Source organism: Pseudomonas sp. GW456-L12 (assembly GCF_059424045.1).
Map to the genome: position 1 here is coordinate 142,773 of NZ_JBWKZA010000005.1, position 15,143 is coordinate 157,915.

At 51.9% G+C, this 15,143-nt stretch carries 16 protein-coding genes; 7 read left to right on the forward strand and 9 right to left on the reverse strand.

The annotated features are described in order from the left end of the window. Positions 1-91 precede the first annotated feature (91 nt). The gene (locus AC07Y9_RS08565; RefSeq protein ID WP_146021750.1) at positions 92-991 is read left to right on the forward strand and encodes a TniQ family protein; all 900 of its coding nucleotides are present in this window, start codon (positions 92-94) and stop codon (positions 989-991) included. Here AC07Y9_RS08565 and AC07Y9_RS08570 read toward each other — a convergent pair. The 3 genes from AC07Y9_RS08570 to AC07Y9_RS08580 all read right to left on the reverse strand — a co-directional run bounded on the left by AC07Y9_RS08570 (position 988) and on the right by AC07Y9_RS08580 (position 5,245). Further along, positions 988-2,301: an ATP-binding protein gene (locus AC07Y9_RS08570; RefSeq protein WP_102678744.1), complete on the reverse strand. Its 1,314-nt coding sequence runs from the start codon at positions 2,299-2,301 to the stop codon at positions 988-990. The genes AC07Y9_RS08565 and AC07Y9_RS08570 overlap by 4 nt on opposite strands. Beyond that, positions 2,298-4,136, reverse strand: a complete 1,839-nt coding sequence (locus AC07Y9_RS08575; RefSeq protein WP_256580861.1) for a TnsB C-terminal domain-containing protein — start codon at positions 4,134-4,136, stop codon at positions 2,298-2,300. Before AC07Y9_RS08575 ends, AC07Y9_RS08570 begins: the two co-directional genes overlap by 4 nt. Positions 4,137-4,291: 155 nt before the next feature. Beyond that, positions 4,292-5,245, reverse strand: coding sequence for a PDDEXK family nuclease (locus tag AC07Y9_RS08580; RefSeq protein ID WP_102678742.1), 954 nt, complete (start codon positions 5,243-5,245; stop codon positions 4,292-4,294). 717 nt (positions 5,246-5,962) lie between these two features. Between AC07Y9_RS08580 and AC07Y9_RS08585 the strand changes: the two genes are divergently transcribed. Then, positions 5,963-7,525 (forward strand): TnsD family Tn7-like transposition protein, encoded by a 1,563-nt coding sequence (locus AC07Y9_RS08585; protein WP_102678741.1) that lies wholly within the window; start codon positions 5,963-5,965, stop codon positions 7,523-7,525. A gap of 185 nt (positions 7,526-7,710) precedes the next feature. Here AC07Y9_RS08585 and AC07Y9_RS08590 read toward each other — a convergent pair whose 3' ends face one another. The 3 genes from AC07Y9_RS08590 to AC07Y9_RS08600 are packed head-to-tail and all read right to left on the reverse strand — an operon-like array spanning position 7,711 to position 9,648. After that, positions 7,711-8,187, reverse strand: coding sequence for a hypothetical protein (locus AC07Y9_RS08590; protein WP_102678740.1), 477 nt, complete (start codon positions 8,185-8,187; stop codon positions 7,711-7,713). A 4-nt stretch (positions 8,188-8,191) separates the two neighbouring features. After that, complete coding sequence (locus AC07Y9_RS08595; RefSeq protein WP_102678739.1) at positions 8,192-8,821, reverse strand: hypothetical protein; 630 nt, start codon at positions 8,819-8,821, stop codon at positions 8,192-8,194. Next, positions 8,818-9,648: a TIGR04255 family protein gene (locus AC07Y9_RS08600; RefSeq protein WP_158245982.1), complete on the reverse strand. Its 831-nt coding sequence runs from the start codon at positions 9,646-9,648 to the stop codon at positions 8,818-8,820. Before AC07Y9_RS08600 ends, AC07Y9_RS08595 begins: the two co-directional genes overlap by 4 nt. Positions 9,649-10,058: 410 nt before the next feature. On the opposite strand from AC07Y9_RS08600, the gene AC07Y9_RS08605 reads away from it, so the two are divergent. Beyond that, positions 10,059-10,529, forward strand: coding sequence for an antitoxin Xre/MbcA/ParS toxin-binding domain-containing protein (locus AC07Y9_RS08605; RefSeq protein WP_173679753.1), 471 nt, complete (start codon positions 10,059-10,061; stop codon positions 10,527-10,529). 72 nt (positions 10,530-10,601) lie between these two features. Beyond that, positions 10,602-10,907, forward strand: coding sequence for a hypothetical protein (locus AC07Y9_RS08610; protein ID WP_102678737.1), 306 nt, complete (start codon positions 10,602-10,604; stop codon positions 10,905-10,907). A 433-nt stretch (positions 10,908-11,340) separates the two neighbouring features. Here AC07Y9_RS08610 and AC07Y9_RS08615 read toward each other — a convergent pair whose 3' ends face one another. Then, the gene (locus tag AC07Y9_RS08615) at positions 11,341-11,679 is read right to left on the reverse strand and encodes a helix-turn-helix domain-containing protein (RefSeq protein WP_158245981.1); all 339 of its coding nucleotides are present in this window, start codon (positions 11,677-11,679) and stop codon (positions 11,341-11,343) included. Between the two features lie 41 nt (positions 11,680-11,720). Here AC07Y9_RS08615 and AC07Y9_RS08620 point away from each other — a divergent pair, with 41 nt between their 5' ends. Genes AC07Y9_RS08620 through AC07Y9_RS08630 form a run of 3 tightly spaced genes read left to right on the forward strand, consistent with a single transcriptional unit; the run spans position 11,721 to position 13,926 of the window. Continuing rightward, complete coding sequence (locus tag AC07Y9_RS08620) at positions 11,721-12,113, forward strand: DUF4031 domain-containing protein (RefSeq protein WP_080748231.1); 393 nt, start codon at positions 11,721-11,723, stop codon at positions 12,111-12,113. Further along, positions 12,025-13,251 (forward strand): nucleoside triphosphate pyrophosphohydrolase family protein, encoded by a 1,227-nt coding sequence (locus tag AC07Y9_RS08625; protein WP_256580860.1) that lies wholly within the window; start codon positions 12,025-12,027, stop codon positions 13,249-13,251. The genes AC07Y9_RS08620 and AC07Y9_RS08625 overlap by 89 nt, the downstream gene beginning before the upstream one ends. Further along, positions 13,252-13,926: a uracil-DNA glycosylase gene (locus AC07Y9_RS08630; protein ID WP_038574454.1), complete on the forward strand. Its 675-nt coding sequence runs from the start codon at positions 13,252-13,254 to the stop codon at positions 13,924-13,926. Here AC07Y9_RS08630 and AC07Y9_RS08635 read toward each other — a convergent pair. Together AC07Y9_RS08635 and AC07Y9_RS08640 are read right to left on the reverse strand one after the other, a co-directional pair. Next, the gene (locus tag AC07Y9_RS08635; RefSeq protein ID WP_102678736.1) at positions 13,898-14,737 is read right to left on the reverse strand and encodes a thymidylate synthase family protein; all 840 of its coding nucleotides are present in this window, start codon (positions 14,735-14,737) and stop codon (positions 13,898-13,900) included. The genes AC07Y9_RS08630 and AC07Y9_RS08635 overlap by 29 nt on opposite strands. Further along, entirely contained in the window at positions 14,734-15,141 is a 408-nt protein-coding gene (locus AC07Y9_RS08640; protein WP_158245980.1) for a C1 family peptidase, read from the reverse strand. The genes AC07Y9_RS08635 and AC07Y9_RS08640 overlap by 4 nt, the downstream gene beginning before the upstream one ends. Between the last annotated feature and the right edge of the window lie 2 nt (positions 15,142-15,143).

Here is a 15,143-nt window from a genome sequence, read left to right on the forward strand (position 1 = left end):
TAAGTCAGTCTCGCTTGGAGCCTCTAAGGGCTCCGAGCGACGTGACGTCCCTCGCCTATCTCGTGCTTTGACCCCCCTTGGTGCGCCCCCCTTGCTGCTGACCATCCAACCGCAAGAGTCTCTACGTTCCTTTCTGGAAAGGCATTTCTTTGTCGATTCACGCTCACCGGAGTCGATTGAGTTCAAGAAAATCTCCAGGTACTACATGCGAGGAGAATCCATCGGGTTTATCGCTGCTGTACTTGGAAGGTCTGATACCTACGGATTCAATCGATTGCTCCACGATCACACAAGTTACTCGCAAGTAGCAGTTTTCCCGGATGCCGGCCAGAACAGCTATACCCGAAGCAAGTATCCTAGATGCTCTACTAGATTTGAAACGGAGAGTCAGCAGGCCGGGATTTGCATCGACTGTATTAAAGAGGACATTGATTTCCTCGGCTTTCCGTACTGGAGACGAGATCACAGATACGTAAAAGTATGTGCAAAGCACAACACCGTATTACTTAGGAAATGCCCTGTTTGTGGTGTTGATATCAGTCGTCACAGCTTAGGATATGGGCACGAACTTATATGGAGAGGGTGTAAGGGGCGCTATTTTCATCAGTATGAATCGGAGAAAAATCATGACGAAGAAAGTATTGTATTTGCGAGAATTTTCGCGGAGATCGGTGAGTCGGAATTCGCCGTTGACCTTAAATGTGTCCTAGCGCATCTTGCAGATGAGGCCACAGCAATGTGCAATTCTGGGAAGATTTCTAAAGAATATTTGAGCTCTATTTATTGGAAGCTAGATGTCTCTAGAAGAATTTCAGATACAGGAACGAATTATCGTCCTGATTTTATGTACAGCGAATATATGATACACACAATAGCAGTTGTGCACGGCAGCTTCGCAGGTTTGATCGATAGCGTGCGTAGTAAAGGGATGTTAGTCCGGAGCGTTGATGATCTTATGCGAGTCAGGCACACGGATCGTTCAAGGTATTAATCATCCTTCTTATCATCGAAGAATTCGCTGAAACCGTTCCCCAAATCATCATTCGTCGGTTTCCCTAATGGCTTGCGCTTGGGCCGCTTGGCGGGCGCAGCCTTCATGTCGGTATCCAGCTTCAAGCTTTTGTGCGTTTCACGCTCCTCCGCTGTAAGCGCACCTTTGAAAGCAGCCTGAGCGACACGGTTATCACGTTCTTTCCTTACGAACTGCACCACATTCGACCGAGTGGGTGATCCGAATGGGCAAAGAAGGTCGTCTCGCTTGGTTTTCTGTTTAATTGCGATGCGTTCCAACTCCTCAACGTCGATTCTGTATGCATAATACGTACTTGAGACATAGGCTTTATGGACATCTCCCAATTCAATCCACGTGCGATTGGCCGAGCGAGCTTGAATATATGCTTGTACAATAAGGTGGATGGCTGCACGTTTAAGCCCATAGCTACCACGATAGATCTCATGGGAAAAATCTGAGCGATCGGCCCGAGTACGGCCGTCACTCGCAGCGATACATGCATCTATGAAATCAGCCCAGTTTTTTGACTCTGGAGCGTCCGGCCACATGATTCTTGGTTGTGCTACCAAGCGCTGGGTGTCTTCCTGATTACGCTTTAGCAGCTTATGTCCCAGGCTGAAGTTCGATACATATACCATAGGCAAGCCGAGGCCGGACATAGTTAGCAGGAAGTCGGTTGTTAGGGCTACACCTTTCCCTGGCGTCAAATGCTGCATTTCCTCAAGCACCGCCAGTGAGATACCGCGCTTGTTTGCTTGCTGCTGTGCTCTGAATTTGAGGCTTGCTGCGTTCTCACGGGTCGTCGCCTCAATGCCGAGAAAATCAGTGAGGAGTTGCTTACCAGATGACTTACCCTTAGCGCTGGCGTACCAGTGAGACTCTGCTGTTAGGGGGGCCATGCAATGATCGATCTGGAACTCAGTAGGGCCGGGCATTACACGAAGTAGCGCTTCGATGGTCGCCGATTTACCTACACCGGCTAAGCCAGTCAGGCAGATTGGAAACGTTTCGGCTGGAGTTGGGTAGTACATTCCTTTGACAAATGTTTGTTCCGTTGTTGAACGCAGCGCCGAGTGTGCCGCTGCTTTCCCTACCAACTCTGCAATCAGTTCAAGACTGAATTGATTTGGTAGAAAAATCTGCCGTAGCGTCATTTCTAGGAAGTGCGCGGCTAACATAGGAGGCAGATGATCGATGTCGCCGACGGGTTCTGGATGGGTCGTTACCTTTCTTCGAATGTGCTCAATGTCAATCAGACCGTCGAATCTTGTTCGCATTATTTCGATCATGATTTATCACCCATCAGTCGTCTTTGATCATCCAAGTCTCGCTGCGCTACAGCACTCTTTGCAGGTCGTCCCAGCTTTCTCACACCGGCATGCCACGACTTGCCTGTATCTTTTTCAAATTCTTGATAATGGTGCTGATCGATGGCGACCTTTTCGTTCCGGCGTTTTGCTTGAGCTTGGAGCCGTGATTGGTTAATGAACTGAAGGTCTTCCAGGGAAATATCTCCGCTGCCAGCTCTTGTGCTTGCGGTGTAAACGAAACTGAGCTCGTAGAGCCTGCCTTCAACCTCGATCCATATGTGACGTACGCACATTGTCATGCTGTATGCTGTAACTTGAATCACTCTACCGGGGCCAACACGGTCAAATATTCCGGTATCAGTTAACTCTTTTGAGTTATATTTTCGCCCGAAGAAATATACTCCTCGTTGCTTTATTACCGCAGGCATGAGCGTTAAGAATTCCCTGACAGCTTGGTCGAAGGACATTTTGATGCCATGGTTGCGGCCTAAAGCATCGTGATATTTCCAAACGTTCAGCGGGGTTGGTGAGAAACCTTCCAGCCACATATCTCCATCCATCCGATCGCTTGCATCGGAGTTCTCGTTGTCCTTTACTACTCTCCGGATCTCTCTACGAGCCATCTCAACGAGATTGAGACCGCTATGAACGTACACCGCCTCATCGTCCAGCTTTTTGTCCCTCGGGTGTGAGGATTCAACTGTAGCTTTTGATTGACCAGAGTGCGTAGGTGTAACTTCCAAACGGCCTAGCCAATCCTTGGCATCGGAAACATTCATGTGTACTGCGGGGCCCCTGTCGAAGATCATCTGGCTTGAAAGTCCTTCACAGGGCCATTCTTCCGGCTTTATAGAAATACCAAAAAGCTCGCAGAATTTGACTTTGCCAACGGCTAAACAGAATAACGCCATTCGATACGCTTCCAGGCTTTCTCTGCCTCTCGCAAATCCTACTGCTACAACTGCTCCTGATAGTTCGCACGCGCCGCGTACCACGCAAAATGAATCCAACGGCGCCCCCTCGATGATTCCCGATATTTTTTCGCTCGGATAATAGCCGTCAAACTCTAGCCGCTGGTTTAGGTTGCCAATCATCTGCGCAAAAGTTCCGACGTCGCCAGATTTTGTACGGGCAGCGCTTGGTCCTTTCATTTCTATTGCAAGTGCTGCCGGCTCTGTTTGTTTTTTGACCCAATACCAGAATTGAGTGAAGCTTGGAAAAGGCTCACCTTTGGGATGGTAAAACTCTTTTCCCGTTGACCCTTCACGAATACGGCAACCAAAAGTCTTTCTCAGTGAATCTCCGTAGATGTCGTCTCTGGTTTTGTCTACCCGTTTATGGTTCAAGAAGCCATCCAGAATCTTCACTTTCATGTCAGGTGTTACGGGATGCCCATGATTCTGACCGTAGCCTGAAGGGCGACCCATTTTTTTATGGTTGTTCTCACTCCTGTCCGTCTTTCCGCACCGGTCAAAGCGGGGCAACAACGCCCATTTAGTCTGCCCGAACACCAGATATGTGAAGAACAACAGTCTTATTCGTGCAGGATGCTGCCTTGGCTTTGCAGTTCTGGCGTGAGCATTGATGATTGCCTCAGGGTCCTCTGAAGCCAATATTTCCGCCCTTTTGGGGATCAGTTCAGCGATACTCATGAGGCGCTGATCAACCATTTCCTCATACGACAGTTTCGCGCTAACGCGTCGGCTTTCACGCCATTTGGTTTCGATACCTGCGGCAGCTGCCAGCCATGGCGGATGATCGTGGCTGCCTATCTCCACGATCTCACCGTCTTCTAGTGCCGCTTCGAAGCGCATGCGGGTCATCGTGAGCAGCTTGGCAGAGGACCCTTTTTCGTCGAACTCAACCATGCGGACACGGTTACAGCTCCCATCGCTGATGAGAAAGTAGTAGTCATGTCCTTTGACAAGCTCACCGCAGCCCTCTGGCGCGGTGAGCCGAGATCCCGCCATCATAGAGAGAAGAAACCGCGATAGTGGTCAATGACCTCGCACCGAGCCTGTCCAAGTGGTTGGTCAATTTGTATATATTGAAACAGATCCACTGGCAGCACTCGATTCCAAATGTCTTGATATATCCGTGCAATGAATTGATCTCGATGACCCCACTTATTGCCATACGCGATCGCAGCAGGCGCTAAAGGGCGACCTGTATCAAAATCCTCTCTCAATTGAGCGCTAAAATCCTCTAGCAATTGAGCGTCGAGGTTTAGAGGGCGATCATGTAAGCCGAAGATCTGATCCAGGTTGGCCGCGACAATAGGATCTATATCGTCGAGCGAGAGATTTACTGTTTTGATACCAGCACTTGAATAATATGTTTCTTCGAGGCGGAGCCGTAAATCAGCAAGTTCCCTATCTTTCCTTCGCGCCTCCAAGGATTTCAATTTGGAGCGCCGTTTTTCCATGAAATCGTACTTGGAAAGCTTGATGTTCCAGTTGAGAGCATAGGGTGCTGAATCAGGCCCGCTAAGGTAGAGGAGCAGGTCCCCAAGGTATGGATAGGCGGACCATTGTCGTTCGCCATTGGATGACTCGACCACCACCTTGGCATGGTTCATCCCAATTTCCTGTGCTGCGGCGAGCGTGCCAACCAGTGGGCTGAGGCTCAAACCGGTGGCTAGCGGGTGGCCGTGCAGTGGGTGGACATGTGGCAGCGGTTGAAGCATTTTCTGTTCATGGATTTCAAAGACAGCTGGGTTGAACAACGCCAGTTGTGTGAAGACCCGTTCAGGAATGGAGAGCAGGTGAAGTGTGCGGCCAAGCTTGCGGCTGTTCAGGCGGCAGATTCTTGAGGTTTTCGGGGCTTCACCCGGAACGGCAAAAATGGCGGGAACATAATCATCCCCCCATCGAAAATTTCCCTGGCGTTCTTTGATTCGCTTTAGCGTTTTTTCAGAAATCATTATTGTCCATACCCATGCCACTTATTCTTCCAAGGGTGGCCATGCTGAGTACATGCATACGAGTGGCGTATGCATACGACCAAGTGCTATAGGAACACCCGGATTTACGTTTCTAGGGACGAGGAGAACCGGCAGGGCTTGACGCCCCGCGCATGCGGATAGACAATAACTGTGTCAGGGCGCGAATCTTGACACAGGGGCTTGGGGTAAAACTCAGGCCTTTGTCTATTCTGGCTCTCCAAAAAGCTAACCAGAATGCTTCATACTTCCTACCTCATTATTTCTAAACTGGGCTATCTTACTAAGCAGCCAAACTCGTTGCTCTAGGGATCTAGCAAAGTTTGGAAAGTAAGCTTACGCCGCTATCCAAGTATTTTTAGATCGATTCGCAGTTAAGGCTATAGCGATTATCGCGCATGGTAACGCTATGAAAGCGGAATTGACAACCATAAAAGTTTTTTGAATAGCGCACACAAGATTCCGGTCCCTTCAATAGCTGCTTGATATAGAGAAAGTTTCTCGGGGTAATGTGTGCAAAAGGTTTCAATTATTTTCCGTTGGATAACTTAAAAGTTATCCACATCGCTATGGTATTGCAGAATATCTGCGCTGTCTGATAATTCCAAACAGACTATCCACAACTACTGTCGAGCTAAAATAAGTTATCCACAGCACGTTTTTGCTTCCCCGAGCACGCGCTCGCATGGAGAGGTGCCCATGGAAGCCTCCTGTTTATGTGCTTACCCCGCTTGGCTACCGGGAGAGACCTTCTTCAGTCTTTGCAGTCGCCTGCATTTCCTGTCGGGCCATCTCCGCCCAACCGCGACTACCGAGCAGCTGTTCAGTCTCTCGGAGCGAAGCATCAAGCATGACTTGCCTTGTGGTCTGGATGCTTTCGAGCTGAACACCTCTGGCCGCTGGGGAGAAGCTATCTCCATTATCGAGCACCACACGATTTTTCCGTTCTTCTCACCTTTCCAGTCGGATAGTTCAGTCGCTGGGGCGCTTGCTCAAATCAGAAGCCCATTACTCGGGGCGCTGAAGTATCAACTCGGCCTCGTTTGTGGGGGATTCGGTGCGGATCATCCTCTCAGAGCGTGCCGCTCCTGCATAGCTCGGGACGTGGCCTCGTACGGGGTCTCGTATTGGCATCTGTCCCATCAGTACCCGGGGGTGGTGGTATGCCCTGAGCACAGTGAAGTGCTTTGCGAATGCAGCCAAAATCGCCGTTGGTGTGGGCGATTCACTTGGACGATGCCCTGGGCTGGCACATTACGCGATTCGGATTATGGCGTGATCACCTCCTTGGAACGGGAGCGCCTCGCTCAACTGGCCTCGGCGTGCCGCGAGTTGGGGTCTCTAGGCTTGGCCAAGCACTTTGATCCAGTGGTGGTCGCCCAGCTCTACCGCAAGTGGCTACCAACAGAAAGCGCGGCACAGAGCCTGTTGACGCATATCAGCCCTTTGCGAAGGTTTCGTCCATATGGTGGGCTACCATCCACTGAGACCGCCGGCACCAGCTTCATCAGTCAAATGGTGCGGTCACCACGCCGGCACATTCATCCACTCAAACACCTGATGATGATTACCTGGCTATTCGGCAAGGTTTCGTCCTTTGCGGTATGCCACGATGTCGCTTGTGCTCAGCGGAAAGCGCTTTCGGCACTGCCGGTGTCACCCCCAGTACCTGGCGTTTCAGTATCACCGGCAAACAGAAAGGGCCACCCTCGGCCGAAGCGACTCAAGCCTGAACTCAGGGCACTTTTACTGAGCCGACTTGCTGAAGGAACGGCAAAGGATGACATTTGCCGGGAGTTTCAACTCACCATATCCACGGTGAACAAGCTGCTCCGCGCGGAGCGTGGCGTTCAAGTGTCCTGGGAGGCTCGACGGATGGCTCTCGATCAGGCTGATCATCGCTTACGATGGGCCGAGCTTCAGTTGCGGTTTCCATCGCATTCTCTCACTGAGCTTCGCCGCGAATGCCAATCGCTTTACACCTGGCTGCATCGTAACGACAGAGAGTGGTTGAATGCGCAGGCTAGTCAAATGCCCAAACCTGCTAGAAACCCTAATCCGCGAGTCGATTGGGAGAGCAGGGACGATGGACTGCAACGTGAGTTGGAAGCTGAGATTATTCGGCGATTCGGATCGGATCAGAATCTGTGTCTCAAGCAGTCGCAGATTTTTTCCTTGCTCCCACGACTTGCACAGCGTCTGGAACGTCGAGATCGATATCCGCGGACTCGGGCCTACATGAAACTGCTGTCCAAACGATAGGGCCTTACTGATCGCACTGCCACCGTGATCCACGTAGACCATGAGGACGTGAGCATTGGGGGCGATAGGGAGATCATGTTGATAGGCAGTGCTGCCGGAGTTGCTCGGATGTTTGTGAGTGAGGTAGTGAACTTGAGCTATCCAGTGAGCCGAGGTGGGATTAACTCACTATTTGAAGCTGCTGATCACTTCGGCGCTGCATCGCGAATGTAGGGGATGTTCTCAAGCTCCACGACGTTGTTCAAGTGCTCAATCAGGGCTGTCCTGACCTTACGAAGGCCGCCATTACCCAGGTTTTTGTCAGCACTGTAGATCGACGCGTGGCCAGGATTGCCCGGCATGTCCACCGACTCTGAGACGGGTGATGGCTGGATCTCGAAGTAGTGTTGCCCTTCAGCGTTCCTGTCTTCTTTGAGCTTGGAATAGAAAAGCTGCGAGTACTTGGGAAACTCCCGCTTTTCAGGATTTTTTGCACGCTGGTTATCTACTCGATGCGTCAGCACAGACAGCGGTGTCAGCGTTGGGCGATCAACACTGAACCCTCGGTCCTTCAGGTCATCGAGGCTCACAGCAGTGGCCAGGAATACCTGGCCATCGTGCTGTTCTGGGCAAAAGAATGCTCTGACCAAGCTCTCGTCGTCGGACAGTGGTGGCACATCCATGAACTCAGTTTCTCCGGATAATCTTCAAAACCTGCTCTGGAAGGTGCTCAGTAAGAGAAGATCCATCACTCATGAACTCCTGGCCTACTGCTGTCTTGGCGTAGTAGGAGTAGCTTCCGTCACCGTAGAAGCCCAAATCAATATAGCCGAGAGCATTCTTCCAGGAGAAGTTAACCTCGCCATCTGCTGCTGCCGTCACCGTGGGTAATTGAAACTCATCGGATGGCAGCACATTGCTCGAAAATTGCTCGGCCTCATCGATAGCCGCGCCGTCAGGGACTTTCGCGGTATAGCCATCCCATCCTGGTTCCAAGTCGAGTAGGCCGCGAATCTTCGATAAAAGACTGTTTTTGAGGGTCAGAGCCGGGCGGAAGTCGTAAAGCGGGAACTGAGTAGCTCTCGCTTGTCCGCGCAGCGTTCCCTGCACGTGGCTTCCAGCCACGAATATTCGCGAGCTCCAAGTGTACGAGCCGGAAAAACAATCCGTGCTTTTGACAGTTCTTTGAACTGTGCCGGCCTTCACGTAGATGATTTTGCTCTTACCCTTTTCCTTTATAGGCGGCAGCCATTTACCATCGCCAGTAGTGGTTTCTTGAGCGTTCGCAAACGGATTGCTGAGCATCGTCGCGTTCATTGCTTCCCTCCTAAGACTAGGCTGAGACGACGGCAAGCCTCCTCAGTCAACAGGTCGTTGATCACCAGCTTGTTCTGATCGTGAAGCGGTTCAAAGAACTCATGAACCACGCGAGAGAACTGGTCTGCGTCAACCGAACTGAGCAACGCATCCCCGTCTTCCTCTCGTCGGAGTACTTGGACATGATCGATGGTCACGTAGGTGTGGGGAGCTTTGTATTGAACCGCCACGGCTGATGAATTCACATTCAGGTGATTCAGGATCTGTTTCCCATTGGGGTGCCCCCAGAACCAGCCGGAATTGTTGTGCCAGCGGTCACCGGACTCAAAGTTTTTGCGGGACAGGTAGCTGCTGCTCGGGTTGCAGAGCAGGCGTAGGTCATAAGGACCTTCAGACGGCTCATACCGGAATTGATCTACAACCTTGAAGCCCAATGACTTTAAATCAAGTGCGGCGTGGGCGTGCTTTGCCAGCTTATCCAGGAATTGGAAGGTCTGTTTCGACACGGCATCCCACCGGGTGTAGGCAGTGCAATGAATGGAAATCTGAATCCCATCGGTAATGCGCACAGCCCATTCAGGTGCCTCGGATTCTTCATCACCCCCGTTGGAAAACGTGTACGTGAAGATCTCGCGCTGACTCGAAAGACGAGTAGCTGCATCGAAGCTCACCTCAATCGAACCTGTCTTATCAACGCGAGCAAGGATATCGGCATAGGCGGCCGGCAGGTGTTCCTCGATTGTCTCGTCCGACAGAATCGGAGCTGCAAACTCGAAGAAAAACACGGTTTCAACCACGGCGTGCGCACCGTGAACCGGCTTGAACATGCCTGTACTCATGGGTGGGAAGCTCCGAATTCCAAGCAATGTGGAACGCTGGCCAGAGGCAATCGAGAAGGATGTGGGCAAAGCGTTAAACCTTGCTGCGCGCCGATTTCCATTTGGCTGACTTCCTCGTCTATAGTGTGGCAGATCCGACGAAACTCAAGATGTAAGTTTTCCCTTCAGGCTCTGGCCAACGGCCACCCTGTGGGGGCCGTTGGCCAGAGCCTAGCTGCTCAACATGGCTATGGCAACCCCCTAGTTTGAGTCGTCATTTCGAGAGATTTGGTTTCAATCAGGGAATCTTCAAAGCTAAGGTTGCGAAAGCGATGAGCGCTGCCGGCTGAGCACCATTCTCGTACTATGAGAGAGAAACTGATTTCATCTGGCATCCAGAGCATTGGGAGGTCAGTCCAATGAGTTCTTCAATCTTGAGACCTCAAACAGGGACCGCAGCTCAACCGCCGACGTTCCAGTTGACCCATGCTGAGACAGGAAGCTTGAGTCATCTGGACATCCTGCGCCTTGTCCAAGCTGGTTTTGCCCTCAGTGATGTTCAGGCTATGGTCCGCTCATCAAGCCTGTTCAAAGCTCACAAGCTCCTGGAGCGAATCATGGGGAAGTCCGCTCGGACCATCCAACGGCTGAGTAATCCCCAGAACGAAGTCCGATTGAATCCCCAGCAGAGCGCTGTAGCGCTCCAATACGCCCAGGGGCTTGAGTTTGCAGTGATGGTCTTCGGCTCTCAAACGCTCGCCGAGAATTGGCTGGGACGGTCATGTAAGCATCTGTCAGGGATTGTTCCTTTCGAGATGCTCAATACCTCGGTGGGTTTCAAGGTTGTGGTGGACTACCTGGAGCGCGCTCGCTTGGGTGTTTACCAATAGCGGCGTGCCCCTCCACGCGATACGGTCACTCGGGGCTGCTTTCATACGCTCGCTGGCGTGAGGAGATAGGAGATGAAAGTTATCGGTAAGGTCGAAATTGATGGTGTCAGAGACGTTGTTTGCGATGTCTGTCGACTCACCACCAAGGTACACAACGGTGGGCTTCAATTTGCAGCGTTGCAGGCACATTGGGGCTATGGAACGAAGCATGACGGTGAACGGTACGAGATACACCTGTGTGAAGGCTGCTTTTTCCAAGCTGTTGCCGGCCTTAAGCAAGAGCGGCGTACTCAAGGGCTCTTCGACGATGATGGCGGAATGCCGGATGACGATTTCGGTTTGATTACGAAGAATGATTTCTTCAAGGACAGAGGTTGATGCAGCGTGGCCACAACGGCCGTTTCCGCAGAAGAAAATAGCAGTCCAATTCGATTACAGGTTCTTGTTCAGAACGCACTAATCAAGAGGGAGCGGACCCATTGATGACCTGGGTCACGATGCGTTCTCTCATGCCACACAAGCGTTTGCCCGAATCCTGAAATTATGACAGATGCTTCGACCATAGCTATCGCAGGCACGCTCGCTTTGACTGCTGGTGGCAGTGCTCTTCCGTTTGAACCGCCACCTCTGGGTCGACCTGTATCCGACAGTTAGAACTCGACGAAGGGGTCGGTGTTGGAGTTCATCTGGTCGTAGGAATGCGTGGCCACCCGTGCGCCGAATGCATAGGCTTCAATATCGCTATCGTCATCGCTACTAGAGTCAATTCATCCGACTCAGCGGCCAGCATGTCTATCGTATCCTGATCGACCTATCCGAAGGTGAGCTCTTCCAGTGCTGAAACCAGGCTTTCGATTGCGCGTTCGGTGCTTTGAGAGGACGTGATCAGTCTTTCGATGCGGGAGAACAGCGACTGCATTTGTTCGGCATCATTTTTGTTTGGGGAAATATCTATGTGCAGAAATGTGCAAATTAATTTGAGATTCTTGCTCACGCGCACCATTTTTCCCTGCTCAAAGCGGGAAAGCTGAGAATGATGAACTCCGCATTTTGACCCAAGAATTTCAAGGGTTAAGCCGCGAGAAATACGCGCTTCTCGGATGATTTTTGCGAGATTGGCGGCGGATGCTGCATTGAGTTTTTCTGTCATATGTGCATAATATTTGCACATTATGCACAGAGAAACTAGCCATGGCGGTCTACGTCGATTCTGAAGATATCCGCTGGAAAGGCCGTGTGTGGTGCCATCTGGTAGCAGATTCGCTTGACGAGCTCCACAGCTTTGCGGCTCGATTAGGCCTCCAGCGTAAGTGGTTCCAGAGCAAGAGTTTTTATCCACATTACGATGTCACGCTCTCGGTTAAGGCGCGGGCTATGCAACTGGGAGCCTTACACGCAGATCGCAGGAAAATCATTGGGTGCTGCAAGCAGATGCGGGCCCAGTTGCAAGCGCAGAGGATGCAACAGCAGTCGCTGTTCGATTCAGGAGGAATAGATGGCACCTATTGCCAGACAGCAGGAGCGACCACTATCGCTGCCGGAATACGCCCTCAAGGCCAGCAACAGCTCCCGCTTCAAGAATGACCCCAAAGCGCTGCAGGTTTTACGCTTCGGCTTTTTCGGCGAGGTGGGAGGACTGCTTTCATCGGTGAAGAAGGCCGAGCGAGACCGGCTTGAAGAAACTCAAAGTGAGGTCGCGGCTGAAGAGCTTGGCGATGCACTGTGGTATCTGATCAGGGCCAATTCCATTCTGCAGTTCACTCCGGATGAAATCGGAGAAAGCTGCCTGAAGGTTTTGAGGCAGCGATTCAAAGAGAGCGCGTCTCCAGTTATCGCAACCGTGAACTTCAGGCACATCGATGCTCTGATCAATTCGCGTCGGCAGGAGGAAGGTTCAGCGCTTAGAGGTGGCCAACTCGGTGCTCTGGCTCATGCGGCCGGTATTTTCTGTAATATGCCTGACGCTCAATTACGGGCGGGGCCGACCCCAACACTAAGGGATCACCTTGGTGGTCTGTTGGCGGAGTTGGCACTCAGTTGCGCGAGTTTCGATCTATATCTTGAAGATGTCGCGCGATACAACCTTGAAAAGACCAAGAGCCGGTGGCCTGGCGACGAGCGTGAGTTCACTTCTTTCTTCGATCCAGAGTCTGAGTTTCCTCGCTATGAGCGCTTGCCCAGGACACTCAAAATGGACTTCATCGAGCTACCAGGTCGCAACGGGCCATCTGTCGTGCAGCAGTTGAACGGTGTCTTCATCGGTGACCGTTTGACAGATAATAGCAACGAGCCCGACGACTATCGTTTCCACGATGTCTTTCATCTTGCCTACATGGCGTACCTCGGATGGTCGCCGGTCCTGCGTGGTTTGCTCAAGCTCAAGCGAAAATCGAACCCGATCATCGATGAGAATGAGGATGGTGCTCGGGCGATGATTATCGAGGAAGGGATTGCCACCTGGATTTTCAACCATGCCAAGCGCCGAAAATTCTACAAAGGGATCAAAGAGGGGGAGCTTGAGTACGGCCTGCTCAAGCAGATCCATTCCATGGTGGAAGGGTATGAGGTTCACAAATGCCCGTTGTGGCAGTGGGAGCTGGCCATTCTGAAGGGATTCGAGGTGTTTCGAGAGCTTCGTTCCGTGCGGTCAGGATCTGTTGTCGTCGACATGACTAATCACCAGCTGACCTTCCACTCTCTTGCCGATAAGAACTGTGTGTAAATGACCCCCACCTCTTTCGTGAAAGCCCTCGCCAGTTTGAGCCTGGAAGATGTATTCAACCCATATGCCGACACGTGCCCAGTGCATGATCGGACAGATGCGGCTTCATACCGGCGTACGAACCTGCGCACATACCTCAGCGCTGCTGAAGATATCGGTGTCGACACCATCTGGATGGGACGAGATCTTGGTTACCGAGGTGGGCGTAGGACCGGCTTAGCGCTGACGGATGAGTTTCACTTAGCGGAGATGGCTAAGGTTTATCCGGGTTGTTCTTCACGACAAGCCACTAGAGGGCCTGTAATCGCTGAGCGTACGGCCGCCGAGATTTGGGGGGTCTTGAAGGTGATCGAGAAGCCGCCTCTACTTTGGAACGTGTTTCCCTTCCATCCGCACGAAACGGACAACCCCCTGACGAATCGACGCTTCAAAGCCAAGGAACTCGCGCTGGTTAACGATCTCAACAATGCGCTGATCAAATGGCTCAAGGTGCGCAGGATTGTTGCAATCGGCCAGGATGCCGCAAGCTATGCAACCGCTTTTGGAGTCGAGGTCCTAACGGTCCGGCATCCAAGCTACGGTGGCGTGAAAGACTTCCGCAACGGAATGAAGCAGATCTATAGCATTCCGGAAGACCTTTTGGGGGCTAGATCACTGCAGCCGTCTCTTTTATAAGCGTCTCATCGATCGGGAACGTTTCAAGCAGATTGCTTGCCGCACGGATGCCACCCAATCCATCATCGAGCTTGGCGTAGGTGGAAATGCACGTCAGCGTCCCTGTCTCGTATCCCGCCTCCGTTGCGACATATTGCTGCAACTGGGCAAGCCCAATAAGGTTGCCCAATGCCCTCTCAGCGTAGTGGTGCGACCTGTAGATCGCAGTCAGATCAATCTTTCCGTGCATCAGTTTGAAGGTCACGTGGCTGAGGCAGGCGGAACCGTAGTACTTGTGCCGATCGATGCTCGGATCATAGGTCGGGAGATCAAATCCGAGGCCGTTTAAGTCGTCTGCAAGATCTACGGCTAGATCGCAAACGCCTAGCTCATAAGCGGCCACGTACTTATTCAAATATTTGGTACGAATAGCAATCAGTTTTTCGATGATTTTGTCGAGCGGATTAAACGTCGTACCGCTTTCATCCTTGCGCTCGATCATACGCAATGCATAGGTGCCCCAGGTGTTCGGTGCCATGCCGCGCGCCATGATCGACTTGTAGTGCGCGTACCAATCTGGACGCCCATAACGCTTATAGATCGTCTGGGGGAAGATTGTCCCAGCAGCCGTCATCACAGTCCGTTTTGCCTTCCGCTGTTGGAGGGCATGACTGACGGCGTTGACTACCTGACGGTCCTCGCTGGTTGCAGCTTGGGGCGAGGTAATTTCCAGGATGATATTGGTGGCATCATGCTTCTTTTGGCTTTCCAGGTAGCGGATGCCAGCCAGCCATGCTTGTACTACTCTCGACCTCTGGAATACTTCCGTCATTTATCAGCTCCGTAGATACATGATGCATGGGCGGTTAGGTAAGAGTTTGGCACCCATGCGTGTCCATTCACTCCCCAAGCAACTCCCCAACTATTGCAGATCAGATAATGCTCCGTCCCCGATTGATCGTGACCGTAACCCACGATCACCACTGCATGTCGGCCTGGGAAGACATTCGTTTCGAAGGCCACCACACCATCGATAGGGCACATGAAGGATTGGGTTGTCGAAACCAGCACCCCTACCGGTCTGCCAAGACCCAGCCATTGCTTGATTTTGTTCAGGTCGAGTGCTGCTAGTGCCAGATCAGGGCCGTGGAGAGGGAAGCCGGTGGGAAGTACCGGTAATGGCAGCCCCGGTTCGCTCTGCTGGTATGGGAAGTGATGATCTTCTGGCAATCCCATTC

Excerpts from the sequence above, each read along its gene's own strand:
- AC07Y9_RS08590 (WP_102678740.1), bottom strand. The coding sequence starts at position 8,187 with ATGGATGTGCCACCACTGTCCGACGACGAGAGCTTGGTCAGAGCATTC.
- AC07Y9_RS08575 (WP_256580861.1), bottom strand. The coding sequence starts at position 4,136 with ATGCGCTTCGAAGCGGCACTAGAAGACGGTGAGATCGTGGAGATAGGC.
- AC07Y9_RS08580 (WP_102678742.1), bottom strand. The coding sequence starts at position 5,245 with ATGATTTCTGAAAAAACGCTAAAGCGAATCAAAGAACGCCAGGGAAAT.
- AC07Y9_RS08600 (WP_158245982.1), bottom strand. The coding sequence starts at position 9,648 with ATGTTCAAGCCGGTTCACGGTGCGCACGCCGTGGTTGAAACCGTGTTT.
- AC07Y9_RS08570 (WP_102678744.1), bottom strand. The coding sequence starts at position 2,301 with ATGATCGAAATAATGCGAACAAGATTCGACGGTCTGATTGACATTGAG.
- AC07Y9_RS08610 (WP_102678737.1), top strand. The coding sequence starts at position 10,602 with ATGAAAGTTATCGGTAAGGTCGAAATTGATGGTGTCAGAGACGTTGTT.
- AC07Y9_RS08620 (WP_080748231.1), top strand. The coding sequence starts at position 11,721 with ATGGCGGTCTACGTCGATTCTGAAGATATCCGCTGGAAAGGCCGTGTG.
- AC07Y9_RS08640 (WP_158245980.1), bottom strand. The coding sequence starts at position 15,141 with ATGGGATTGCCAGAAGATCATCACTTCCCATACCAGCAGAGCGAACCG.
- AC07Y9_RS08630 (WP_038574454.1), top strand. The coding sequence starts at position 13,252 with ATGACCCCCACCTCTTTCGTGAAAGCCCTCGCCAGTTTGAGCCTGGAA.
- AC07Y9_RS08625 (WP_256580860.1), top strand. The coding sequence starts at position 12,025 with ATGGCACCTATTGCCAGACAGCAGGAGCGACCACTATCGCTGCCGGAA.
- AC07Y9_RS08595 (WP_102678739.1), bottom strand. The coding sequence starts at position 8,821 with ATGAACGCGACGATGCTCAGCAATCCGTTTGCGAACGCTCAAGAAACC.
- AC07Y9_RS08605 (WP_173679753.1), top strand. The coding sequence starts at position 10,059 with ATGAGTTCTTCAATCTTGAGACCTCAAACAGGGACCGCAGCTCAACCG.
- AC07Y9_RS08615 (WP_158245981.1), bottom strand. The coding sequence starts at position 11,679 with ATGACAGAAAAACTCAATGCAGCATCCGCCGCCAATCTCGCAAAAATC.
- AC07Y9_RS08585 (WP_102678741.1), top strand. The coding sequence starts at position 5,963 with ATGGAAGCCTCCTGTTTATGTGCTTACCCCGCTTGGCTACCGGGAGAG.
- AC07Y9_RS08635 (WP_102678736.1), bottom strand. The coding sequence starts at position 14,737 with ATGACGGAAGTATTCCAGAGGTCGAGAGTAGTACAAGCATGGCTGGCT.